The sequence below is a fragment of the Cryobacterium sinapicolor genome (assembly GCF_004403465.1).
Taxonomy (GTDB): domain Bacteria; phylum Actinomycetota; class Actinomycetes; order Actinomycetales; family Microbacteriaceae; genus Cryobacterium; species Cryobacterium sinapicolor.
In genome coordinates, this window is the sequence record NZ_SOGQ01000004.1 from 1 (window position 1) to 23232 (window position 23232).

Here is a 23232-nt window from a genome sequence, read left to right on the forward strand (position 1 = left end):
CACGAGCACGGGCGCGGCGGCGACCACGAGCACGGGCGCGGGCGCGGGCGCGGGCGCGGGCGCGGGCGCGGGCGCGACTAGTTCGCGGTGTCGAGCCAGCGGCGCACGACGTCACGGATCTGGTCGCGCTTCGCCAGAATGTCAGCCAGGTCGGCGACGCTGAGACTGGCCCGGATATTCGAGTGCCAGGTCAGCAGTGCGGAGGGATCGCCGTCGAACGTGGGCGCGGCGGCCTTGTCCTCCGGCGTCCCGGTGCCGAGGTGCAGGATCAGGCGCACGCCCCTCCCGTGCGCGTTCACGGTCACCCGGTCGGTGCCGTTCCAGACGTAGCTCGGCGAGTTCCACTTGATGTGCTCCGTGAGCCCGGAATGCGCGCCGAGCACGATCTGTCGCAGCGCCTCGATTTCCTCGCGGCGACCGGGCGGCTGGGCGGCAAGGAACTCCTCAACCGAGCGGTAGGTGGCAGCCATGGCAGAACCCTAGCGCTCCCCGCGGCTACGTGCCGCGGATGCGCCGGGAGAGCTGCGCGGCGGTGCTCCCGAGCTGCGCGGCGAGCGCCGGCCATTCCGCTTCGGGGATGCGCTCGCGAGGGAAGGTGACAGCCACGCCCGCGGCCGGCCAGCCCGCATGGTCGCGCACGGCCACGGCGACGGATGCCATCCCCTCGGTGATCTCGCCGTCTTCCAGGGCATACCCGTCACGGCGCACCTGCTCGAGCAGGATGCGCAGCTCCGCCGTGGCACGCGGTCCCCGATCGTGTCGCGTGGCGAAGGCGGCAGCGTTGGGGTACAGCGCCCGCAGCTGGGCTGCCGGGAGCGCCGCGAGAAGTGCGCGCCCGCTCGCGGTGAGGTGGCTCGGGAGGCGCACGCCGACATCCGTCACCAGCGACGGGCGCCGGGGCGCGCGCTCCTCGACGAGGTAGATCACGTCACGCCCGTGCAGCACGACGAGGTGGGCGCTCTCGCCGATCCGGTCGACCAGCGCGGCGATGAGCGGGCGGCCGAGGCGCGAGAGGGGCTGCTGCCGGGAGAAGCCCGAGCTCAGCTCGAAGGCCGCCAGGCCGAGGCCGTAGCGCTGCTCCTCGGGCAGGTGCACCACGAAACCCTGGTCGGCGAGCACGGCCAGCAGGTCATAGACGGTCGAGCGGGGCAGGCCGAGGGCCGTGGCGATCTGGGAGGCCGGCACGGGTCCGCGCTGTGTGGCCAGATGCGAGAGGATGCGCAGCGTGCCGTGCGCCGCCGGGACCTTCGACGGGGTCATGCGCCTCTCCTCTCCGTGAACAGCGGACGGCACCAGCCAACTCTCCGGTATCCCGGACAGCTCCCAGCCTAAACCCGTCGTGCGGCCCACCCGGCTGGTGTCGAATCGGAGTATGAACCTTGCCAGCACATCCGTCACCGTGGGCACCGGCCCGCTCGAGTTCGCCGACATCACCGCGGTGGCCCGGCACGACGCCCCCGTCGTGCTGGCCGCGGAGGCCCTCGACGGCGTCGCCGCTACCCGGCGCATCATCGCGGCGCTCGCGCAGGACGTGCACCCGCACTACGGCATCTCGACCGGTTTCGGGGCGCTCGCGACGACGTTCATCGAGAGCGACCGCCGGGCCCAGCTGCAGGCGAGCCTGGTGCGCTCGCACGCCGCGGGCAGCGGCCCCGAGGTGGAGCGGGAGGTCGTGCGCGCGCTGATGCTGCTGCGCCTGTCGACCCTGATGACCGGGCGCACCGGGGTGCGGTCCGTCGTAGCCGAAACCTATGCGGCACTGCTCAATGCCGGGATCACCCCTGTCGTGCACGAATACGGCTCGCTCGGCTGCTCGGGTGACCTCGCGCCGCTCGCGCACTGCGCGCTCGCGGTGATGGGCGAAGGCCGGGTGCGGGATGCGGCCGGCACCCTGATGGGCGGCGGTGAGGCCCTGGCCGCGGCCGGCATCACCCCGGTCGTGCTCGCCGAGAAGGAGGGGCTCGCCCTGATCAACGGCACCGACGGCATGCTCGGCATGCTCGTGCTCGCCCTCGCCGACCTGGCACGACTCCTGACGACCGCCGACATCGCCGCGGCCATGAGCGTCGAGGCTCTCCTCGGCACGGATGCCGCCTTCGCCGGCGACCTGCAGGCCCTCCGCCCCCAGCTCGGTCAGGCGGCGAGCGCGGCCAATCTGCGCGCGCTGCTGGCCGGTTCGCCGCTGCTCGCCAGCCACGCCGGCCCGGACGACCCCACCGTGCAGGACGCCTACTCCCTCCGCTGCGCCCCGCAGGTGCACGGCGCCGCCCGGGACACGATGGACCACGCCGCCCTGGTCGCCGGCCGTGAGCTGGCCAGCGCGGTGGACAACCCCGTGGTGACCCTGGACGGCCGGGTGCTCTCCAACGGCAACTTCCACGGCGCCCCGGTGGGCTACGTGCTCGACTTCCTCGCCATCATCGCGGCGGATGTCGCGAGCATGAGCGAGCGGCGCACCGACCGGCACCTCGACGCCGCCCGGAGCAAGGGGCTGCCGCCGTTCCTGGCCCACGAGGTCGGCGTCGACTCGGGGCTGATGATCGCGCAGTACACCGCTGCCGGGATCGTGTCGGTTTTGAAGCGGCTGGCGGTGCCGGCATCCGTCGACTCGATCCCGTCGTCGGCCATGCAGGAGGACCACGTGTCGATGGGCTGGGCAGCCGCCCGCAAGCTGCGCCACTCGATCGACGGCTTGGGCCGGGTGCTCGCGATCGAGGTGATGACGGCGTCACGCTCGCTCGACCTGCGCGCGCCGCTCGTTCCCGGCCCGGCCACCGGCGCGGTGCGGGACCTCGTGCGCACGGTGGCCGACGGCCCCGGCCACGACCGGTTCCTCTCCCCCGAGATCGAAGCGATCGTCGAACTTGTGGCGTCGGGCGCGGTGCGGGATGCCGCGGCGGGCGTCGTCGGACCGCTCGCCTGAGGCCCCGCAGGCAGCGCAGGGCGGTACGGGATCCGGGCCGCGTCAATCGCTTGTCGGCCCCTCGGGCCCATGTCATGATGTCACCCGCTAACCCGTTGCAACCGCCCCGGAATTGCTCGTCGATGCCCGTAGTCGATGCCCTGAAACAGTGCAGTGCGGAGGCTCATGAACCTCACCTCGAGAGACCGTCGACGCCCCACCCTGCCCACGTTCGCGGGGCGCCGACTCACCGTGCCACTCACCGCCGCCATCATCGTCTCTCTCACGGTTCTCGGTGCACCCACACCGTCCCGCGCGGACGACAGTCCCGTGGCCGCGGCAGCCGGGCGGGCGGTCGCAACCCCCGACGTCCAAGAACCCTGTGCCGCACCCTTCCCGACGGATGCCCCGCCGGCCGCGGAACCAGCCGCTCCCGCGATGCCCGCCCTGCCCTCGCAGGCGGCTGACGCGACTGTCCCGGCAACCCCGGCCGACCCGGCTGCCGCGGACGACCCGGCTACAGCGCCCTGCCCCACGGATGCGCCGGCTCCCACACCGGTACTGGCTCCCTCGCCCGCCCCCGAGCCCACGAACACTCCCGCGCCGACGAACACGCCCACGCCCGACCCGACTCCGGTCCCCCCTTCCCAGCCGACCGGCGAGCCGACCCCGCCAACGACGCCCACCACACCCACCACACCACCGTTGAGCGGCGGAGGGCCGTCCGCGCCCACGGATCCGGAATCCGCCGCCTCGCCGCCGGCGCCTGCACAGGCTCCGCCACCCGCACCGGAACCGGCACCGGAACCGGAACCGGCACCGGAACCGGCAGATCCGACCACGGGCACTGGATCAGCCTCGGCCGGGCAAGCCGCGGCAGCAGCGGTCGCAACCGCCGCCGCCCAGTCCGCCGCGGCCGCACGGGGCGCCGAGCGCATCCGCAGCGCCGAGCGGGCCGTCGCCGCGCGGGCATCCGCCCAGCACTCCGCCGCCTACTCCGCTGCCCTGGCTCGGACCGGCCGGGCACAAGCTGCCTACGACAAGGCCCGGCTGGCCTACGCCGGCGCCAAGGCCGACTACGACGCCACCGTCATGCAGGCCGACCGGGTGCGCGACCTCGGCACCGCCGCCACCGCCACGGCCCAGGCATCCCGCCGGACTCTGGCCACCCTCGTTCGCGCCACCCTGCAGCAGTCCGGGCCGGAGGCCGTCGACGTGTTGCTCGCGAGCAACAGCACGGGCACCGACCTCCTCGCCCGGCTCGCCACGCTCGAGGCCCTGGAGAAGCTGACGAACAGCCTCGACGAGATGAAGGGCCGCGTCGACGCGGACACGAAGCGCGAGAAAACACTGCAGGACCAGGACACCGCGCTGCGAGCCGTGATCGAGGCAATCCCACTCAGCGACACCCGCCTGACCATGGAAGACGCCCAGCGGGAGCTGGATGCCGCCGCCGCCGAGGTGGCCGAGCTCGCAGCGAGCACGCCAGTCGCCCTCACCCTGACGCCACTGCCCGACCCGGCGCCCGCGGCCGGCGCCGACGATTTCGGCGGTCGGCTCCGCGGCCAGCTCAGCAGCGAGGGCTGGGCCGCGCCCTCGGTCGGGTCCCTGACGGATGCCTTCGGTCCCCGGCCCGATAAACCACTGCCCGAGGTCGACGACTTCCACAGCGGCACCGACATCGGTGCGGCGTGCGGGGCGGCCGTCTACGCGGCGAGCGCGGGGGTCGTGGCCACGGCAGCACCTCTGGGCACCTACGGCAACTGGATCCTGATCGACCACGGCAACGGCATCGCCACCGGCTACGCGCACCTGGCCGAGGGCCAGACCCTCGTCAGCCCGGGCGAGGCGGTCATCGCCGGGCAGGTGATCGCGAGCATCGGCAGCACCGGATCCGCCACCGGCTGCCACCTGCACTTCGAGGTGCGAAGGGATGGCACCGCCGTCGACGCGCAGCCGTTCCTGGTGCAGCGCGGCGTGCGGTTCGGCTGAGTCCCCGTGACGGATGCCGCGGCATCCGTCGGCATGCCGCGGCCGGTCAGCCGGCCGTGATGACGAGCGCCACCGATTCGCTCGTCGACCGGCGCAGGCGCTGGGACGCACGGATGGCCCGGTACTTCAGGCCGTACTTCGTCAGCAGCGCCGCGTCCAGGACGGCGAGCGTCTCGGTATCGCTTCGCACCAACGCCTGGGCCGTGACGGTCCCGGCTCCCGCCCGGACGGCGCCGCGCGCGTTGCAGGGGGTCAGCTCGATCCGCGCGGTGTGCCCGAGCCGCTTGACCTTGCCGCTCGTGCCGCCCGTCGTGACGAGCAGCCGGCCGTCGCCCGGCACGATCCAGACCGGGGTCCTCACCGGGTCGCCGGTCTTGCGGAACGTGGTCAGGAGCACGAACTCCTCGGACCCGAGGGCCAGCAGCGCAGTTGTCATCCCTGATTATCCCGTGCGCACCCCGGCCCCTGCCCCGAACCGACGGTGAACGATGCGGATGGAATTTCTTGGCCCCTTCTTGCCATTAGATGGCAGTTGCGTTTTACTAGGTGACACAACTACCCGCACCAGCACCCGGAGAGCACCCATGGCCGAATCGTCCACCCGCACCGTGGAACGCGCCCTCGACCTGCTCGCGGTGATCTGCGACTCCGACGGGCTCACCCTCTCGGAGAGCTCCCGCGCCGTCGACCTCGCGCCGAGCACCGCCCTGCGCCTGCTGCGCACGCTCGAGACCCGCGGCTTCGTGCGGAAGACCGATGACGGCGCCTACCGGCCGGGCGGCCGCATCATCCAGCTCGGCGCCCAGTCGCTCAGCAGCGAGTCACTGGTCACCCTCTCCCGCCCGGCGATGGAGCGGCTCGTCGCCGAGACCGGTGAATCTGTCTACCTCAGCGTCGAGGGCCACGACGCCACCGGGCTCTACCTCGCCATCGTCGAAGGCACCCACTCCGTGCGCCACGCAAGCTGGGTCGGCCGCACCGTGCCGCTCGAAGGCTCCGCGGCCGGGCAGGTGCTCACCGGCCGCACCCCCGAGGCCGGCTACGTGGTCGTCGAACGTGGCGTCGAGACGGATCTCACGGCCCTGGCCGCGCCGATCCGTTCGGAAGCGAGAACGGTCGCCGCCCTGAGCCTGGTCATCCCGAGCTACCGGGTGGCGCCCGCGGACATCCGTCGCTACGGCCCGCTGCTGGCGCAGGCCGCCGGGCTGGTCTCGGCCGGGCTCGGCCGTACCGTTACCACCCTCCCCACGATTTGACCGACCCCGACTCACCCGAACGCCCAGAACGCCCCGAACCTCAAGGAGACAGTGATGTCCGAATCCCGCCCCGTGCGCGCCGCCCGCGGCAGCACGTTGACCGCGAAGAGCTGGCAGACCGAGGGCCCGCTGCGGATGCTGATGAACAACCTCGACCCCGAGGTGGCCGAACACCCGGAGAACCTCGTGGTCTACGGCGGCACAGGCAAGGCCGCCCGCAGTTGGGAGGCCTACGACGCGATCGTGCGCACGCTCACCACCCTGGAGAAGGACGAAACGCTGCTGGTGCAGTCCGGCAAGCCGGTCGGCGTGTTCCGCACGCACGAGTGGGCGCCGCGGGTGCTGATCGCCAACTCCAATCTGGTCGGCGACTGGGCCACCTGGCCGGAGTTCCGTCGTTTGGAGGCCCTCGGCTTGACGATGTACGGCCAGATGACGGCCGGTTCGTGGATCTACATCGGCACCCAGGGCATCCTGCAGGGCACCTATGAGACCTTCGCCGCCGTGGCCGCGAAAAGGTTCGGCGGCACCCTGGCCGGCACCCTCACGCTCACGGGCGGGGCCGGCGGGATGGGCGGCGCGCAACCGCTGGCCGTGACCATGAACGACGGCGCCGTGCTGATCGTCGACGTGGACGAGTCCCGGCTCCGACGCCGGGTCGAGCACGGCTACCTCGACGAACTGGCACCCGACCTCGACGATGCCGTCGCCCGGGTGCTCGCAGCGAAGAGCGAGAAGCGTGCCCTCTCGGTGGGCGTGGTCGGCAACGCGGCGACCGTGTTCGCCGAGCTGCTGGAGCGCAAGGTTCCGATCGACATCGTCACCGACCAGACCAGCGCGCACGACCCGCTGGCCTACCTGCCGGAGGGCGTCACCGTGGCGGAGTGGCACGACTACGCGGCCGCGAACCCGGCGGAGTTCACCGAGCGCGCCCGGGCAGCCATGGCGAAGCAGGTCACCGCGATGGTGGGCTTCCAGGATGTCGGCGCCGAGGTCTTCGACTACGGCAACTCGATCCGGGCGGAAGCGGAGCTGGGCGGCTGCACGCGGGCGTTCGACTTCCCCGGGTTCGTGCCCGCGTACATCCGCCCGCTGTTCGCCGAGGGCAAGGGGCCGTTCCGCTGGGTGGCGCTCTCGGGCGACCCGGCCGACATCGCGGCCACCGACAAGGCCATCGTCGAACTGTTCCCCGCCGACGACCACCTGCGCCGCTGGATCACGAAGGCACAGGACACGGTGCACTTCGAGGGTCTGCCGGCCCGGATCTGCTGGCTCGGCTACCAGGAACGGCACCTGGCCGGGCTGAAATTCAACGAGATGGTGGCGTCGGGCGAGCTGAGCGCCCCGATCGTGATCGGCCGCGACCACCTCGACTCCGGCTCGGTCGCCTCGCCGTACCGGGAGACGGAGGCGATGTTGGACGGGTCGGATGCGATCGCCGACTGGCCGCTGCTGAACGCGCTCCTGAACACGGCGTCGGGCGCCACCTGGGTGTCGATCCACCACGGCGGCGGCGTCGGGATCGGCCGCAGCATCCACGCCGGCCAGGTGATCGTGGCCGACGGCACCCCGCTGGCCGCCGAGAAGATCGCCCGGGTGCTGACCAACGACCCCGGCACCGGCGTGATGCGGCACGTCGACGCGGGGTATGAGCGCGCCGAAGAGGTGGCGCGGGAGCGCGGCCTGCGGGTGCCGATGTGGGAAACCGAGTGAGCAGGGGCACCTGCGGCGGGGCGTGCGCATGAGCGAGCTCGCCCACGGCACGCTCGCCGGACTCGCCGAGATCGACGACACCGGCCGGGACGCCCGCCGCGGCGGCTACTCCCGGCACCTCTGGCAGAACGCCGATCTCGAGTTGCGGGCCTGGTTCGCCGAGCGCGCCGGGCGCCTCGGGCTCGGCGTGGAGACCGACCGCAACGGCAACCTCTGGGCCTGGTGGGGAGAGCCGGGACCGGATGCCGTGGTCACGGGCAGCCACCTGGATTCCGTTCCCGGCGGCGGCGCCTACGACGGCCCCCTCGGTGTGGTCAGTGCGCTCGAGGCCGTGGCGCGGCTGCAGGCATCCGGTTTCACGCCGTCACGCCCCTGCGCGGTGCTCGTCTTCGCCGAGGAGGAGGGTTCCCGGTTCGGGATCGCCTGCCTGGGCTCGCGGCTGCTGACCGGAGGCATCGACGCCGATCGGGCCCGCGCGCTCGTCGACGCCGACGGCATCACCCTGGCGGACTCCGCCCGCCGCGCCGGGCTGGAACCCGCGCACCTTGGCGCCGACCCGAACGCTCTGGCCCGAATCGGCCTCTTCATCGAACTTCACGTGGAGCAGGGCCGCGGCCTGGTCGACCTGGGCCGGCCGGTGGCGGTGGCGTCGTCGATCCTGGCGCATGGACGCTGGCGCCTCACCGTGACCGGCCAGGGCAACCACGCCGGCGCCACCCCGATGCCGGGCCGCCGCGACCCGCTCGTCGCCGCCGCGCGCGCGATCGTGGCCGTGCAGGATGCCGCCCTGAACCACCCCGGCTCGCGCGCCACGGTCGGCCGCCTGGAGGTGGTGCCCGGCGGAACCAACGTGATCGCGTCATCCGTGCACGCCTGGCTCGACGCCCGCGCGCCCAGCGACTCCGAGACCCGCGCCCTGGTCGCCGGGATCGAGGAGGCCGCGATCGCGGCCGTGGCGGTGAATGGATGTTCCGTGGCCGTCACCGAGGAATCGTGGACCGGCACCGTCACGTTCGACCCTGATCTCGTCGGGCGGTTCCGGGCGGTGCTCGGCGGCTCTCGTGTGCCGGCCCTGCCGACCGGCGCCGGTCACGACGCCGGCGTGCTCGCGGCGAGTGTGCCGAGCGCCATGCTCTTCGTGCGCAACCCCACCGGGGTCTCGCATTCCCCGGAGGAATTCGCCGAGGTGGCGGATTGCGTGGCGGGGATCGACGCCCTGGAGACCCTGCTGCGGAGCCTGCTGTGAGCGGGGGCGGGATCCGGTCTCGACAGGCTCGACCACCGGTTGTTACTCCAGCGGTTGTTACTCCGACGGCCGCTCCCGGGCCAGGGTCGGCGGATTGCCCCGCGTCCGCGTTCTGGTGCGCGCTGGCGCTGGTCGAGGGGGTTGCCCTGCCCGAAGTGCGGCTCGAGGTCGGCGGCGACGGGCGCATCCAGACGGTCACCCCCCACTGCCGGCCGCGGCCCGGCGACGTGCGGCTCGGCACCGTGCTGCCGGGGCTGGCCAACGCGCACTCGCACGTGTTCCACCGGGCGCTGCGGGGCCGCACCCACGATGCCGGCGGCGACTTCTGGCAATGGCGGGAGGCCATGTACCGGGTGGCCGGCCGCCTCGACCCCGAGCACTACTTCCTGCTGGCGCGGGCGGTTTTCGCCGAGATGCTGGTCGCCGGCTTCACCGCGGTCGGCGAGTTCCATTATCTGCACCACCGGCCGGGCGGCGCGAAATACCCCACCGAGCACGCCATGGAACTGGCGCTGGCAGCCGCGGCGCAGGAGGTGGGCATCCGTCTGGTGCTGCTTGACACGCTCTATCTGGACGGCGGGGTCGGCGCGCCCCTCGCCCCTGCCCAGCGCGCCTTCGGCGACGGGTCGGCGGCAGCCTGGCTGGCGCGGTGGCACGCGCTGCGCGCGGCGCTCGGTGGTACTGCCGTGGCCGGCCTCGTAGACGGCGATGCGCCCGGCGGAGGCCCGGATGCCCGCAGCGCTGCCGGCGCGGATGCCCGGGTGACCCTGGGTGCCGCGATCCATTCCGTGCGGGCGGTGACACCGACCGCGATGCGGGAGGTTCTCGAGGGGCTGCCCGGAACGGTTCCGCTGCACATCCACCTGTCGGAGCAGCCGCAGGAGAACACGGACTGCCGGGCCGCCTACGGCCGGACCCCGACCGAGGTGCTGGCCTGGCTCGGGGCGCTCACGCCGCGCCTGAGCGTCGTGCACGCCACGCACCTCACCAGTGAGGATGTGGCGCTGATCGGGACATCCGGAGCCACGGTCGTGATCTGCCCGACCACGGAGGCCGATCTCGGCGACGGGATCGGGCCGGCCCTGCGGTTGCATCGGGCCGGCGCGCGGATCGCCCTCGGCTCGGACCAGCACGCCGTCATCGACCCGCTGCTCGAGATGCGCGGCCTGGAGGCCGGCGAGCGCCTGACATCGGGCCGGCGCGGCCGCTTCACGCCCGCCGAACTGCTCGCGGCGGCCTCGGACAACGGCTACGCCGCGCTCGGGCTCGACCGGCAGCGCCTGGCGCCCGGTGACCTGTGCGACCTGGTGGAGGTGGCAGGCGACAGCATCCGCACGGCCGGATCGCTGCCGGAGCAGCTGCCGCTGACCGCGACGTCCGCGGATGTGCGCCGGGTGATCGTGGGCGGTCGGGTCGTGGCCGACTCCGGGGTGCTGGTGCCGGGCGGCTCGGGCGCGGAGGGTGGCTCGGGCGCGGAGGGCAGCTCGGGCGCGGAGGGCGGCTCGGGCGCGGAGGGCGAGCCTCTGCCGGGCGAGCTGCGACCCGAGATCCTGCTGCGCGACGCCCTCGCCGCGCTCCACGACACCGCTGCCCCCGCGTCAGGAGAACGACCGTGACCCCCGAACCGACCGAGCTGATCACCGGCATCCGCGAGCTGACCACCCAGACCGATGGCGCCCCGCGCCTCACCGACGCCGCCCTTGTGATCGCGGAAGGTCGCATCGCGTGGATCGGCCCGGCGTCGAAGGCACCGGCGGCCGATCTCCGCACGGATGTCGGCGGCCGGGCCGCTCTGCCCGGTTGGGTCGACAGCCACACGCACCTGGTATTCGCGGGCGACCGAGCCGCGGAGTTTGAGGCCCGGATGAGCGGGCAACCCTACGCGGCGGGCGGAATCCTCACCACCGTTGCCGCCACCCGCGCCGCGACCGAGGCGCAGCTCCTGGCCTCGGCGAGCCGGCTGCGACGGGAGGCGCAGGCGCAGGGCACCACCTTCCTCGAGTGCAAGACGGGCTATGGCCTCGACGTGGCGAGCGAGGCGCGGTCGGCTCGGGTGGCGGCATCCGTCGCCGATATCGTCACATTCCTTGGCGCGCATGTAGTGCCGCCGGGCATCGACCGGCGCGGATACCTGGACCTGGTCACCGGTCCGATGCTCGCCGCCGTGGCGCCGCACGCCCAGTTCGTCGACGCGTTCTGCGAGGTGGGCGCGTTCGACCTGGAGGAGAGCCGGGAGGTGCTCGAGGCCGGCCGCGCCGCCGGGCTCGGCCTACGACTGCACGGCAACCAGCTCGGATTCAGCGGCGGGGTGCGGCTCGCGGTGGAGCTCGGCGCGGCAAGCGTCGACCACTGCAATCACCTGGAGCCGGCGGACATCGACGCCCTCGCCGGCTCGACCACCGTGGCGACCCTGCTGCCGGCCTGCGACCTGTCCACGCGCCAGCCGTTCCCGCCGGCCCGGCGGCTGCTCGACACGGGCGTGAGCATCGCCCTGGCCACCAACTGCAATCCGGGCAGCTCGTATACAACGTCGATGGCTTTCTGCGTGGCCACCGCGGTGCTGCAAATGGGTCTGACGATCGAGGAGGCGGTGTGGGCGGCGACCCGCGGCGGCGCCCGGGCACTGGGCCGCGATACGGGTTCGGACGCGGTCGGAGCCCTGCGCGTGGGCGGGCGGGCCGACCTGCAGGTGCTGGACGCGCCATCCGTCGCCCATCTCGCCTATCGCCCCGGCGTGCCGCTGACCTGGGCGGTCTGGCGGCAGGGTGTGCGGGCCGGCGTCCCCAGCCCGTCACCGCTCCCGGCCTGACTGAAGGCTCTCGCTTCCCACTGTGGCCAATTCAGGACACTGGCCGGCCGCGGTGCCGCGCGCCCCGGAATTCCGCGGCGCCGCTCCCCGCTCCGTGGCCGACGCGCAGGATCTCCTGAGTTGGCCACGCTCGGGAGAAGCGGATATAACCGCTAGGGTGCTGCCGAGGGCGACACGGCACTGATCAGCACACACAGGTGGGGGTGGTGACCCTGGTCTCGGGAGTCGTCGTCCCGCTCCGGGACCCATCCCCCCTGATCAGCGTGCGACGCGCCGGCTCTCCAACCGCAGTTCGAGTTCGCTCATCACCAGGGCGGCGAGATCCGCGAGGGTCTGGAGCTCCGCCGCGGTGATGACGCGCGCTTTGAAGTCCATCACGCACATTGTGCCGAGGTTGTAGCCGTTGCGGGTGGTCAGGGGAACCCCGGCATAGAACTGCAGACCGAATTTCTCGGCCACGAGCGGGTTGGCCAGCGCGCGCGGGTCGGCGCGGGCATCCTCCACCACCCACGGGCCGTCGGACATGATCGCCGAGGCACAGAGGCCCGGATCGCGCGGAATCTCCGTCAGCTCAAGGCCGTGATGAGACTTGAACCAGATGCGGTCGGTGTCGACGATGCTGATGATCGCAATCGGCACGGAGAACAGCCGGGCAGCCAGCGAAGTGATCCGGTCGAAGGCGCCGTCGGCGGGAGTGTCGAGAATATCGAGGCGCGCGACCTCCTGCAGCCGGATGCGTTCGTCGCTGACCAGATGGTGCTCCTCGGCGCCGCGATGACGGCCGGTTTCCGCGATGACGGCCTGGTGCATGGCGAGCACGACCTCCGCCGTCGGCGGACGCTGCTCCGGTTCACGGGCCAGCATCGTCGACAGGAGATGACGCCACTCCGGGACGAGTTCCTCCGGGATGACCGGGTCGCGCTGGAGCCGGGCCAGGGCGGACGGGATCGGCTCCCCGGGGAAGGCGGTCTCGCCGGTGAAGCATTCCAGGAGCACGAGCCCCAGCGCATAGATGTCGCTCGCCGGGCCGACGTCTTCACCGCGGGCCTGCTCCGGGCTGAGGTAGGCGGCCGTGCCCGTCGTCATCCCCTGGTTGGTCATCCGAGCGCTGTTCGGGAACAGGGCGATGCCGAAGTCCGTCAGCCGCGCGCGGGCGCGGGAATCCGAGCTGTACTCCGCGAGGAGGATGTTCGCGGGTTTGATATCACGGTGGATGACGCCACGGCCATGGATATAGTCGAGCCCTTCCGCCAGGTCATAACCGATTTGGGCGATGTGCCGCGTCGACATCGGATGCCCGTCGAGCCGCCGGCGCAGGTCGATGCCGTCGACGAGCTCCATCACGAGGTAGATCTGCGGGTGGTCCGGGTCGGTTCGGTCCACGCCGACGTCGAACAGGGTGACCAGGCTGTGGTGGTTCAGGCTCGCCAGCACGTTGATCTCGGCTTGCTGGCGCTGAATGTCGGGCTTGTCGGTGGCGCGGAGTTCGAAGATCTTGATCGCAACATCCCGCCCCAGACGCTCGTCGGTGGCCCGGTAGACCGAAGCCATTCCGCCACGGCCGATCACGTTCTTCACCCGGTAGCGTGCGTTCAGGAACTTCGGAAACTGCTTGGTCATCGGACCCCCCTTTTGGGATTGAGTCTAAGTCAGGAATGGTCGAGTTTCTCCCCTCGGCGGTTTGAGACGGCGGCCCGCACGCCTCCGGGCCTTTACCGTGTGAAACTGAGGCCATGACGGGGATACAGGGCACGAGTCGGTTGGCGGCAGCGAGGCCGGGATGCGTAGCGGCAATGACGGTGGCGGTCCTGATGCTGACCGGATGCGCGGGTTCGATTTCAGCCCCGCCCGGCGGCGGATCGACGGCTACTCCGACGCCGTCCACGACCGCGACCGCTCGGCCGTCCGCGACCGCGACCGCTCGGCCGTCCACGACCGCGACTCCCGCTCCCGCCATCGCGGCGGACCCGACCGTTTGCGGCCCGGGCGACCTGGCCCTCTCCCTGCAGTCACGGCCGCAGGACAGCGGCATGGGCCAGTTCTTCTGGAACCTGAGCCTGACCAACACCGGCGGAGCGGCCTGCACGGTCGAGGGCTACCCGGTGACGACTCTGGTCGGCTCCGCCTCCGGTGAGCCGGTCGGCTCCGCTTCCGGCACCGAGCCGGGACGCTGGTACCCGGTGACGGTCGTCGTGCTCGAACCCGGGACATCCGCCTACAGCCTGCTCCACCTCGGCCAAGCCGGCGCGTACGACTGCCCTCTCGTGCCGGTCGGCGCCCTCGACGTGACCCTGCCCGGTTGGGACGCGGCGACCCGGGTGCCCACGCCGAACCCCATCGAGGGCTGCGACGACGACAGCACGGTGCTCGTGCGCACCGGCCCGCTGGCCCCGGCCCCGGTCACGTTCTAGCTCCGGACTCGGAAGGTCCTGGGCTGGTCACATCCGAGGCTAACTCAGGAGATCCGGTCCAGGCCGCGGTATCCGCTCCGTGATTCCGGGGACGACGGCGGCCGCTGACACCGATTCTCCTGAGTTAGCCGCAGAGTGGCGCGCATAACTCCTGCAGATTCACGGCCGCCCGCCGCGCGTCCGCAGCGGAAACACGCGGCCGATCGCCGCGCGCCTCACGAGTCGCAGGAGTCATGCGCGGGAGACGTCGGAGATGGGACCGACGGATGCGCGCAGCTCGCGCCGCTCGGCCCGGCGCTCCCGGCCGCCCTCGACCAGGAAGTACAGCACAGGCAGCACCACCAGGGTCAGTACGGTCGAGGAGACCAGTCCGCCGATGACCACGAGGGCCAGCGGCTGCGAGATGAAACCGCCCGTTCCGGTGAGGCCGGCCGCCATCGGCAGCAGCGCGAAGATCGTGGCCAGCGCGGTCATCAGGATCGGCCGCAGCCGACGGGACGCCCCGTTGACCAGGGCTTCCTGCACCGACTGCCCCCGACGCCGATACTGGTTGACCAGGTCGATCAGCACGATTGCGTTGGTCACGACGATGCCGATCAGCATCAGCACACCGATCAACGAGGGAACGCCCAGCGGGATGCCGGTGATCACCTGCAGGGCGATCGCGCCGGTCGCCGCGAACGGTACCGACACGAGCAGCAGCAGCGGCTGCAGGAGCGACCGGAAGGTCGCGACCATCACGATGTAGACGATCAGGATGGCGATCAGCAGCGCCACTCCGAGCTGCTCGAACGCCTCGGTCTGATCGGCGGTGACCCCGCCGAGCGTGGCCGTGGCACCCTCCGGCAGATCGGTGTCGGCCAGGGCGGCCGTCATCTGCGCGTTCGCCGCGCCGAGGTCGTCGATGTTCGGGGTGGCGGACACGGTCGCCGTGCGCAGTCCCTTCGTCGTGGTGAGGGTGGACGGCCCCTCCACCTGCTCGACCGTGGCCAGCGTGTCCAGGGCCACCGGCCCGGCCCGGGTTGGAATAGTCAGGGCGGCGAGCTCCGCCGTCGTGGTCGGCGGCGCGTCGGACTGCAGATATACCGACAGGGTCGTCTCGTCGATCACGATGGATCCGATCACGCTCGGCTGCATGGCCTGCGACACCAGCGTGCCCAGGGCGAGCTCGCTCAGGCCGACGGCGCCCGCGGCATCCCGGTCGACGGTCACCGCGATGTAGGGGCGTGAGGCCGCCAGGTTGCTCGAGCTCTCCTTGATCGCGTCGAGGTCCTCCACCGCGGCGAGCACCGCGTCGGTGGCCGTTTGCAGGTCGGCGTTCGTGGCCGCTGTCACGTCGACGGCGACATCGGATGACCCGCCGAACCCGCCGCCGGACGAGACCGAGAATTCTCCGCTGCCGTCAAGGGCCGTGAGCGTGTCTCGCACGACATCCTGAACTTCGTCGGGGTCGGCCTCCCCGTCGGTGGTGATCGAGTAGGTCACGGTGCTCGACGACACCCCGCCGCCGCCGAAAGCGGCCAGGGCGTTGCCGCCGCCGATGGAGACCTGCACGATGTCGACGCCCTCGGTGCCGCGAAGGGTCTTCTCGGCGACCGTCGAGGCGTCGTCCTGCGCGGCGAGGCTCGTGCCAACCGGCAGGGTCTGGGTGACCTGGAACGTGGTCTGCCCGCTCGAGCCGAGGAAATTGATCTTCATATAGGGAACCAGGGCGACCGTGCCGCCGAGCACGAGCACCGCTACGAGTAGCGTCGCGACGGCGTGGTTCAGGGTCCAGCGGATGACCGGGAGGTAGCCGGTCTGCAGACGGCTCGGGCGCTCCAGTGCCGGGGCGGCCGCGGTGCCGTTGTGGCGGGTGCGGCGCAAGGCGGTGGCGGGCTCGGCGGTCGCGCTGGACGCGCTGGTCGCGCTGGTCGCGCTGGTCGCGCTGGTCGCGCTGGTCGCGCTGGTTGATGCCGGCGAGACCTCGGCAGTGAGCGCGCGGAGGGTTTCGACAGGCTCAACCACCGCGGCGGGCGCGACCGTCTTGGCCGGCCGCAGTAACCAGTACGCGAGCACGGGCACGATGGTCAGCGACACCAGCAGCGACGCGAGCAGGGCGATCGAAACCGTGAGGGCGAACGGCCGGAACAGCTCCCCGGTCGAGCCGCCGACGAACGCGATCGGCAGGAACACGGTGACGGTGGTGATGGTGGATGCCGTGATCGCCCCGGCCACCTCGCGCACCGCGCGCACGATGGTCGCGGCACGGTCGGCGCCCTCGACCAGGTTGCGGGTGATGTTCTCGATCACCACGATGGAGTCGTCGACGACGCGCCCGATCGCGATGGTGAGGGCGCCGAGGGTGAGGATGTTCAGCGAATAGCCCACACCCTGCAGGCCGATGAAGGTGATCAGCACCGAGGTCGGGATCGAGATCGCGGTGACCAGGGTCGCCCGCACCGAGAGCAGGAACACGAGGATCACGAGCACGGCGAAGATCAGTCCGAGCAAACCCTCCTCGGTGAGCGCGTCGATCGATTCCTGAATGAATGGCGCCTGATCGAAGACCACAGTGAAGGTTGCGCCGGAGACGACCGCCTCCAGGTCAGGCAGGATCGCGCGCACGGCCTCGGACACGTCGACCGTGTTCGCCGCGGGCACCTTGGTGACCGAGATGGTCAGCGCCGGTTGGCCGTCGACGCGGGAGATGCTCGCGACCGGGTTCTCGCCGAGGGTGACGTTCGCGACGTCGCCAATGGTGGTCAGACCCGCGCCGGGCACCGGGGCGAGGATCGGGAGCGCCGCGATGTCCTCGGCCTCGCCGAGCTTCGAGCCGGTCTGCACCGAGAGGGTCGTGTCGGCTTCGGTCAGCGAACCAGCCGGGATCAGCGACCCGTTCTGCTGCAGCGCACTGCGGATGTCCTGGTCGGTGAGGCCTCGTTCAACCAGCTTCGCGGCATCCGGGGTGATGGTCACGCGGCGGCCGACGTCGCCGACGAGGGCCGCCTCGCGCACGCCCTCCACGTCACGGATGTCGCCGAGCACGCTGCGCTTGAGGTCGTCGGCGAGGGTCTCGGAGTCACCGCCGGACACGGCCAAGGACAGCACCGGGAAGTCGTCGATGCTGCCGGAGAGCACCTGCGGGTCGAGGTTCTCCGGCATGGTCGACTTGATGCGATTAATGGCTTGGCTGATACGCGATTCGGCCTTGACCAGATCGGTGCCGTAGGTGAACGTGGCGCTGACCAGTGACGCGTTGGTACTGCTGGTCGTCGAGGTGGATTCGAGGCCGGCGATGCCTTGGATCGCCGTCTCGATCGGCGTCGACACGTCGTCGTTGACGACCTCGGGCGAGGCGCCCGGGTAGCTCGTCGAGACCACCAGCTGCGGCAACTGCAGGGAGGGGATCAGCTCCTGCTTGAGGCTGGTCAGGGCGAGGCTGCCGAAAATGGCAACGACGATGGTGATCAGCGCGATCAGCGCCCGGTTCTTCATGCTCAAGACAGCGAGAAAATGCACCCGTTCAGTATCTCATTGCAGAGAGTGCAGACTTCCCGGCCGGGGGCATCCGTAGCTGCCGATCTGCCAAGCGAAAATCTGCCTAACGAATTCGACGGAGTATTTTCGATTTTGGGCCGGTTTTGGGTCCGGCAGCGTCAGAACCGGCAGAATCTCCGTCGAATTCGTTCGGGCCGAGGCCGGCGAAGGGGCGTACCCTCGCCCGCAAGAAGCCCCATCAACCCGAACGACAACGATAAGGAGCAACCATGTCTGTTGCACGCGTAACGACACTCAGCGTCCGGTCCGACACATCCTTCGAGGATGCCGTCGCCGCCGGAATCGCCCGGGCGAGCAAGACCCTGCGCGGGGTCTCCGGTGCCTGGGTCAAGGAGCAGAAGGTGGAGGTGACCGACGGCGAGATCACCTCGTTCAACGTCGTGATCGAGGTCACGTTCGTTCTGGAGGACTGAGCCCGGACGGCACCCGAGCGGTCGGGCAGAGCCAGCCCTGGCAGAGCGGCCGCGCAGAGCCAGGCCGGACGGAGCGGCTGGGCAGAGGAAGGCCGGGCAGAGCGGCAGGCCGGGCAGAGCGGCTGGCCGGGCAGAGCGGCTGGGCAAAGCTGTCGGGCCGTGGAGGGCCGCATCCGCGCCGCCGGGCAGCATCGATCGGCAACGTGACAGCGGACCAATAGTGTGGACTTCCATGACCCGTCGCCTCGCCCAACTGCTCATCGGCCTGTTCCTTTATGGCCTGGGGATCGCGCTGATCGTGCGGGGCGAGATCGGCGTGGCCCCGTGGGACGTGCTCACCCAGGGCATCTCGGGCCGCACCGGGCTCGGCTTCGGACTGGTCACCATCCTGATCAGCGGCGTCGTGCTGCTGATCTGGATTCCCCTGCGCCAGAAGCCGGGCGTGGGCACCGTGCTGAACGCCCTGCTCGTCGGGCCGGCGGCGGATGTCGGCCTCTGGCTGATCCCGACGGGTCTGGACCTCTGGGTTCGCATCCTGCTGTTCGCGGCCGGGCTGCTGGTGCTGGCGATCGCCACCGGCCTTTACATCGGTGCGCATTTCGGCCCCGGCCCCCGCGACGGGCTGATGACGGGCCTGCACAAGCGCACGGGCTGGCGTATCTGGATCGTGCGGACGGGCATCGAGGTGACCGTGCTCAGCATCGGCTGGGTGCTCGGCGGCAACGTGGGCATCGGCACGGTGCTCTTCGCCGTGCTCGTCGGACCGCTCTGCCACTGGACGATCCCGATCTTCGCCATCACCCTGCCCCCAGCCGACGACCCTCGGCTCGAGGAGACCCTCGAGGGTTCCGTGCCGCCCTCCGAGCCCTCGATCGACAGCCCCGCGAACTGACCGGGCGCCCGGTGAACCACCGGGCCCCGCGAACCAGGCCTCGGCCGCGAGAGCGGGTGAATCGTCGGTTGGAGGGGGTCAAACCGACGATTCACGCGCTCTCCCGGATTGTGCAGCCGCAGACTGGCACCCGAAAGCGTGGGCTACGCGCAGAAGTCGACGATCGTGCGGGTCAGAATCTCGGTGAGGGCGTCGACGGATGCCGCGTCCGCCCACTCCGCGTCGGCGTGCGCTCCACCACCGTCGACGCCCACGACCAGGCAGGGTATGCCGGCCTCGTGCAGCAGTCCGGCGTCGGTCCAGAACGGCTCGCCCTGGACATCCGGACGGCGCCCGAGCACCGCGGCGGCGTGGGCGCTGAGCGTGCGCACGATCGGCCACTCCGGATCGGCCTCGAAGGCCGCGCGCGCCACCAGCCGGGTGAGCCGGAATCGGAACCCGGCGACGCTCCCGGCGAGGACGGATGCCCCGGCCCCGCTGGCCCCCGTCGCCCGCGCCGCCGCAACCAGGATCGCCGCGACGCCACCCTTCATATCGAAGGCGCCCCGGCCGAGAACGCGGCCATCCCGCAGTTCGCCCGAAAACGGATCCCCGGCGTAGCCGACGACCCCGACGGTGTCGAGGTGCCCGTTGAGCATCAGGGAGCGCCCTCCCCCGGCGGTGCCGCGCCGGATGCCGACGATCGTGGGACGCCCCGGACGCTCCTCGAGGCGGTGCACCTCGAACCCGCGGTTGAAAACTGGCCTAGAACGTCGCAAAAACCCTCAGGTCCTGAAAATCTCCGTCGAATTAGTTCACCGACCGTTCCCGGGGCCGGTTCGGTACCATATTCCATGGGCGACGGCGCGGCAGAGTCAGCGAAACGGACAACAGGCACGAGCGCGAGCACCGGCACGGACTCAGGCACGAGCTCCGGTCCGGCAACACCACCCGCACGGATGCGGCCGCGCGCCTCCTGGGGACTCGTCCCCGCCGCGCTGCTCTCCGCGTCCGCCGTGCTGCTGTTCGGGGTGCGCGAGCCGCTCCCCGGCTACGCACTGCTCGCCGTGGCCGTGGGGCTCGCCTTCCTGATCGACCGAGCCCTGTTCAAGGACCTGCTCCTGCTCGCGATCGGGCTCCTGATCGTCAGCACCATCTCGGTCAAGGCCGACATCAGCTACCCGAACATGGCACTGATGGGCACCGTGCTGACCCTGGCCGTGCTCGTGCCCTACCTGCTCTCCCGCTATGCCTTCGGCGACCACGCCATCCGGTTCCCGATCCGCACCGGCCAGCGCTGGACAGCCGTGGAGAAATGGTACCTGCCGCTCGTGCTGCTGCTGGGCTACCTGATCCTGCCGACCTATTTCATCCGCTCGGGCGCGTACCAGAACTGGCCCACCGTGACCGCCCCCGATGAGATCGCGCGGCTGTTCGTCGGCGTCGGCTTCGTCGGTATCTGGGACGAACTCTTCTTCATCTGCACAGCATTCGCGCTGCTCAGACGGCATTTCCCCGATTGGCAGGCCAACCTGCTGCAGGCCGTGATCTTCACCTCGTTCCTCTGGGAACTGGGCTACCAGAGCTGGGGCCCGCTGATGACGTTCCCCTTCGCGTTGCTGCAGGGCTACACGTTCGCCCTCACCAAATCGTTGACCTACGTGGTCATCGTGCACCTGCTCTTCGACGCCGTCGTGTTCCTCGTCATCGTGCACGCCCACACCCGCGAGTGGCTGCCGATCTTCCTTTACTGACGCGGCCGCGTCCGACCCGGCCGACGGCTGTCCCGGGTCGCCCACGACCAGACCCTTGCGGGTTCGGCACGGGCCGCCAATGCTGAGGGCATGTGGGCGGAAGGCGTGTGGGTGACACCGCTTCTGGTGGCGGTCGGCTGGGTCCTGGTGGGACTCGCTTCGGCGTTCGTGATGATCCGCCGCGGGCACGACGCCCCGATCTGGGTAGTCCTTGGCGTGGCCGCCGGCCCCTTCGCGATCGCACTGGCCGGCCTGGCGGTCTACCTCGAGCGGGAGGAGCTGGCCGAGGCGGCCGTGATTCCCGGGGAATCCCTCGAGGGGGACGTGCGGGTGCTCGTCTGCATCGACGGCTCCGAGGCCGCGGACCACGCCGCCGTCACGGCCGTGCTACTGCTCGGCGCACGGCTGAAGACCGTGACGCTGCTGACGGTCCTCGACTACGAAATCGCGCTCGACGTTCTGCCCGAGAAGCTCGACCGCATCGCCGCCGGCATCCAGTCCGCCGCGGTCAGCCAACTCGCCGCCCTCGCGGTGCACCCGTTCAGCACCCGGGCCACCGGGGGTGCCGTCGAGCAGATCCTGCGCCGGGCGGGCTCCGGCGCCTACGACCTCCTCGCGCTCGGCTCACACCGGCAGCGCCGCTCACGCTTCCTCGGCAGCGTGGCCCGGGAGATCGCCAACAAGGCCCCGATCCCGCTGCTCACCGTGCGCGCCGCCCCGGTCGAATCGATCGAGTCCGCCGAGCGCTCCGTCCGCCTCGGGCCGGATGCCGAGCCGGAGACCTGAGCCCCGGCTGGGAGTTCGCGCCCGCGCTTGTGGACCTGCCATACGCGATATATCGTGAGTCTCAATTGGACGCGATATATCGCGAATAGGTGGTGGGCATCCGTTGCCCGGATGCCGCACCGAAAAGGAGAATTCCATGGCTTTGGAAAAATGGCTGGTCACCCCCGGGCAGGCCAAGGTGATCGACGTCGAGGTCGTTCGCACGCTCAAGGTGGGTATGATCGGCGGCAAGATCGATGTGATCGGCCACGACGAGCCGGGCACCCGCATCGAGGTGCACAGCGTGACCGGCAAGGACCTCAAGATCTCGATCGACGGCGACACCCTCGAAATCGATCACCCGCAGCTGCGCTGGGACAACTTCATCGAGGTCTTCGCCTCGTTCCGCGGCACCGCCAAGGCGGACGTCAGCATCATGGTCCCGCGCGACGTGGCCCTGAAGCTCGGCGTGATCTCGGCTGACGCCCTGATCGCGGGCCTCACGAACGGCGCCCGACTCAGCACGGTGTCGGGCGACATCGTGGTCGACGGCGTCACCGGCGACCTGGAGCTGAACGCCGTGAACGGCGAGCTGTCGGTGCGCGGCCTCGAAGGCAGCATCGTCGCCCACACGGTCTCCGGCGATTGCACGGCAAGCGGGGCCATCCGTCGTTTCAGTCTCGACGGGGTCAACAGCGAGGTGTTCCTCGACATCGAGGGCACCCCCGATTCCATCAACACGAACACGGTCAGCGGCAACCTCACCGTGCGCCTCGGCGCCGAGGTGACGACCCGCTACCGGTTGAACACGGTCTCGGGCACGCTGCAGCTCGACGACCAGACCATCCGCGGCACGTTCGGCAAGGGCTACGAGTCCAGCGCCGGCGGCCTCGAGGGCAGCTGGCTCGAACTGCAGGCCAACTCGGTGTCTGGTGACATCACGGTGGTGCGTCGCAGCGTCGAGCCGGCGTCCGCGCCTGCCTCCGCGGGCCAGTCCGGCGAGCGCGCCGATACCGAACCGAGCGACGCCCGCGCCGACGGGGAGGCCACCGAATGACCCCCGTCTTCGCCCACGGCAGCCTCCGCCTCTACCTGCTCAGCCTGCTCGCCGATCAGCCGCGGCACGGCTACGAGCTGATCCAGGCGCTCAGCGACCGCTTCGGCGGAACCTATATCCCGAGCGCCGGCACCATCTACCCTCGACTGGCGAAGCTCGAAGAAGAGGGGCTCGTGACCAAGTCGACGGATGGCCGCAAGACCGTCTACGAGATCACCGACGCCGGCCGCGCCGAACTCCAGGCCCGCCAGGGTGACCTGCACGACCTCGAAACCGAGGTTGCCGACTCTGTGCGGCGACTGGCCGACGAGGTGCGGTCGGGAGTCAGTGCGGCGATGCGCAGTCTGCGGCTCGACCTGGCCTCCGCCAAGCGCCAGGCGGGCGATGCCCGCAGCGCACGCAAGGCAGGCACCACCGCGGGTACCGCCGCCGGCAATGCCGCGCGCACCGCGGCCGGCGCCGCGGCAGGCGCGGCAGCCGGTGCCGCCGCCGGGGCGCGAGCC

Annotated in this window: 20 protein-coding genes; 14 read left to right on the forward strand and 6 right to left on the reverse strand. The window is 71.0% G+C overall.

What is annotated here, in order from left to right:
• Nucleotides 1-77: 77 nt before the first annotated feature.
• Nucleotides 78-470, reverse strand: a complete 393-nt coding sequence (locus tag E3T28_RS00190; RefSeq protein ID WP_134426752.1) for a DUF1801 domain-containing protein — start codon at nt 468-470, stop codon at nt 78-80.
• Nucleotides 471-495: 25 nt separating this feature from the next.
• Nucleotides 496-1260 carry an IclR family transcriptional regulator gene (locus tag E3T28_RS00195; RefSeq protein ID WP_134426754.1) on the reverse strand — a complete coding sequence of 255 codons (765 nt, stop codon included), beginning with the start codon at nt 1258-1260 and terminating at the stop codon, nt 496-498.
• Between the two features lie 112 nt (nt 1261-1372).
• On the opposite strand from E3T28_RS00195, the gene hutH reads away from it, so the two are divergent.
• Together hutH and E3T28_RS00205 are read left to right on the forward strand one after the other, a co-directional pair.
• Nucleotides 1373-2923, forward strand: a complete 1551-nt coding sequence (hutH, locus tag E3T28_RS00200) for a histidine ammonia-lyase (RefSeq protein ID WP_134426756.1) — start codon at nt 1373-1375, stop codon at nt 2921-2923.
• A gap of 165 nt (nt 2924-3088) precedes the next feature.
• A complete protein-coding gene (locus E3T28_RS00205; protein WP_134426758.1) occupies nt 3089-4894 on the forward strand; it encodes a M23 family metallopeptidase in 1806 nt (601 codons plus the stop codon).
• A gap of 46 nt (nt 4895-4940) precedes the next feature.
• Here the strand turns inward: E3T28_RS00205 and E3T28_RS00210 are convergent, their stop codons facing one another.
• Nucleotides 4941-5330 (reverse strand): PPOX class F420-dependent oxidoreductase, encoded by a 390-nt coding sequence (locus E3T28_RS00210; protein ID WP_134426760.1) that lies wholly within the window; start codon nt 5328-5330, stop codon nt 4941-4943.
• A 148-nt stretch (nt 5331-5478) separates the two neighbouring features.
• Between E3T28_RS00210 and E3T28_RS00215 the strand changes: the two genes are divergently transcribed.
• From E3T28_RS00215 to hutI, 5 genes are read left to right on the forward strand one after another with little or no spacing between them, the layout of a single operon-like run.
• Nucleotides 5479-6150, forward strand: coding sequence for an IclR family transcriptional regulator (locus tag E3T28_RS00215; RefSeq protein ID WP_134426762.1), 672 nt, complete (start codon nt 5479-5481; stop codon nt 6148-6150).
• Between the two features lie 54 nt (nt 6151-6204).
• On the forward strand, nt 6205-7863 hold the full coding sequence (gene hutU, locus E3T28_RS00220; RefSeq protein ID WP_134426764.1) for a urocanate hydratase: 1659 nt from the start codon (nt 6205-6207) through the stop codon (nt 7861-7863).
• Between the two features lie 28 nt (nt 7864-7891).
• Complete coding sequence (locus E3T28_RS00225) at nt 7892-9109, forward strand: allantoate amidohydrolase (protein WP_134426766.1); 1218 nt, start codon at nt 7892-7894, stop codon at nt 9107-9109.
• Nucleotides 9106-10725, forward strand: a complete 1620-nt coding sequence (locus E3T28_RS00230; protein WP_241979090.1) for a formimidoylglutamate deiminase — start codon at nt 9106-9108, stop codon at nt 10723-10725. Before E3T28_RS00225 ends, E3T28_RS00230 begins: the two co-directional genes overlap by 4 nt.
• Nucleotides 10722-11918 carry an imidazolonepropionase gene (hutI, locus tag E3T28_RS00235; RefSeq protein WP_134426768.1) on the forward strand — a complete coding sequence of 399 codons (1197 nt, stop codon included), beginning with the start codon at nt 10722-10724 and terminating at the stop codon, nt 11916-11918. The genes E3T28_RS00230 and hutI overlap by 4 nt, the downstream gene beginning before the upstream one ends.
• A gap of 258 nt (nt 11919-12176) precedes the next feature.
• Here hutI and E3T28_RS00240 read toward each other — a convergent pair whose 3' ends face one another.
• Complete coding sequence (locus E3T28_RS00240; RefSeq protein ID WP_134426770.1) at nt 12177-13538, reverse strand: protein kinase domain-containing protein; 1362 nt, start codon at nt 13536-13538, stop codon at nt 12177-12179.
• Between the two features lie 173 nt (nt 13539-13711).
• Between E3T28_RS00240 and E3T28_RS00245 the strand changes: the two genes are divergently transcribed.
• Nucleotides 13712-14329, forward strand: a complete 618-nt coding sequence (locus E3T28_RS00245) for a DUF4232 domain-containing protein (protein ID WP_166786876.1) — start codon at nt 13712-13714, stop codon at nt 14327-14329.
• Between the two features lie 231 nt (nt 14330-14560).
• Here E3T28_RS00245 and E3T28_RS00250 read toward each other — a convergent pair whose 3' ends face one another.
• Nucleotides 14561-17830 (reverse strand): efflux RND transporter permease subunit, encoded by a 3270-nt coding sequence (locus E3T28_RS00250; protein ID WP_134426774.1) that lies wholly within the window; start codon nt 17828-17830, stop codon nt 14561-14563.
• 248 nt (nt 17831-18078) lie between these two features.
• Between E3T28_RS00250 and E3T28_RS00255 the strand changes: the two genes are divergently transcribed.
• Entirely contained in the window at nt 18079-18282 is a 204-nt protein-coding gene (locus E3T28_RS00255) for a dodecin family protein (RefSeq protein ID WP_134426776.1), read from the forward strand.
• A gap of 232 nt (nt 18283-18514) precedes the next feature.
• The gene (yczE, locus tag E3T28_RS00260; protein ID WP_241979091.1) at nt 18515-19174 is read left to right on the forward strand and encodes a membrane protein YczE; all 660 of its coding nucleotides are present in this window, start codon (nt 18515-18517) and stop codon (nt 19172-19174) included.
• Between the two features lie 143 nt (nt 19175-19317).
• Here yczE and E3T28_RS00265 read toward each other — a convergent pair whose 3' ends face one another.
• A complete protein-coding gene (locus tag E3T28_RS00265) occupies nt 19318-19893 on the reverse strand; it encodes a M20/M25/M40 family metallo-hydrolase (protein WP_198417126.1) in 576 nt (191 codons plus the stop codon).
• A gap of 219 nt (nt 19894-20112) precedes the next feature.
• Here E3T28_RS00265 and E3T28_RS00270 point away from each other — a divergent pair, with 219 nt between their 5' ends.
• The 4 genes from E3T28_RS00270 to E3T28_RS00285 form a co-directional block, all read left to right on the forward strand.
• Nucleotides 20113-20907: a CPBP family intramembrane glutamic endopeptidase gene (locus E3T28_RS00270; protein ID WP_134426784.1), complete on the forward strand. Its 795-nt coding sequence runs from the start codon at nt 20113-20115 to the stop codon at nt 20905-20907.
• 111 nt (nt 20908-21018) lie between these two features.
• Nucleotides 21019-21693 (forward strand): universal stress protein, encoded by a 675-nt coding sequence (locus E3T28_RS00275; protein ID WP_166786877.1) that lies wholly within the window; start codon nt 21019-21021, stop codon nt 21691-21693.
• A 136-nt stretch (nt 21694-21829) separates the two neighbouring features.
• The gene (locus E3T28_RS00280; RefSeq protein WP_166786878.1) at nt 21830-22729 is read left to right on the forward strand and encodes a DUF4097 family beta strand repeat-containing protein; all 900 of its coding nucleotides are present in this window, start codon (nt 21830-21832) and stop codon (nt 22727-22729) included.
• A partial coding sequence (locus E3T28_RS00285; protein ID WP_134426781.1) for a PadR family transcriptional regulator occupies nt 22726-23232 on the forward strand: 507 nt, incomplete at its 3' end. The genes E3T28_RS00280 and E3T28_RS00285, both read left to right, overlap by 4 nt.

Coding starts and splice junctions, on each gene's coding strand:
- E3T28_RS00215 (WP_134426762.1), top strand. CDS start 5,479: ATGGCCGAATCGTCCACCCGCACCGTGGAACGCGCCCTCGACCTGCTC.
- E3T28_RS00270 (WP_134426784.1), top strand. CDS start 20,113: ATGCGGCCGCGCGCCTCCTGGGGACTCGTCCCCGCCGCGCTGCTCTCC.
- hutH (WP_134426756.1), top strand. CDS start 1,373: ATGAACCTTGCCAGCACATCCGTCACCGTGGGCACCGGCCCGCTCGAG.
- E3T28_RS00280 (WP_166786878.1), top strand. CDS start 21,830: ATGGCTTTGGAAAAATGGCTGGTCACCCCCGGGCAGGCCAAGGTGATC.
- yczE (WP_241979091.1), top strand. CDS start 18,515: ATGACCCGTCGCCTCGCCCAACTGCTCATCGGCCTGTTCCTTTATGGC.
- E3T28_RS00210 (WP_134426760.1), bottom strand. CDS start 5,330: ATGACAACTGCGCTGCTGGCCCTCGGGTCCGAGGAGTTCGTGCTCCTG.
- hutU (WP_134426764.1), top strand. CDS start 6,205: ATGTCCGAATCCCGCCCCGTGCGCGCCGCCCGCGGCAGCACGTTGACC.
- E3T28_RS00225 (WP_134426766.1), top strand. CDS start 7,892: ATGAGCGAGCTCGCCCACGGCACGCTCGCCGGACTCGCCGAGATCGAC.
- E3T28_RS00195 (WP_134426754.1), bottom strand. CDS start 1,260: ATGACCCCGTCGAAGGTCCCGGCGGCGCACGGCACGCTGCGCATCCTC.
- E3T28_RS00205 (WP_134426758.1), top strand. CDS start 3,089: ATGAACCTCACCTCGAGAGACCGTCGACGCCCCACCCTGCCCACGTTC.
- E3T28_RS00240 (WP_134426770.1), bottom strand. CDS start 13,538: ATGACCAAGCAGTTTCCGAAGTTCCTGAACGCACGCTACCGGGTGAAG.
- E3T28_RS00255 (WP_134426776.1), top strand. CDS start 18,079: ATGTCTGTTGCACGCGTAACGACACTCAGCGTCCGGTCCGACACATCC.
- E3T28_RS00190 (WP_134426752.1), bottom strand. CDS start 470: ATGGCTGCCACCTACCGCTCGGTTGAGGAGTTCCTTGCCGCCCAGCCG.
- E3T28_RS00245 (WP_166786876.1), top strand. CDS start 13,712: ATGACGGTGGCGGTCCTGATGCTGACCGGATGCGCGGGTTCGATTTCA.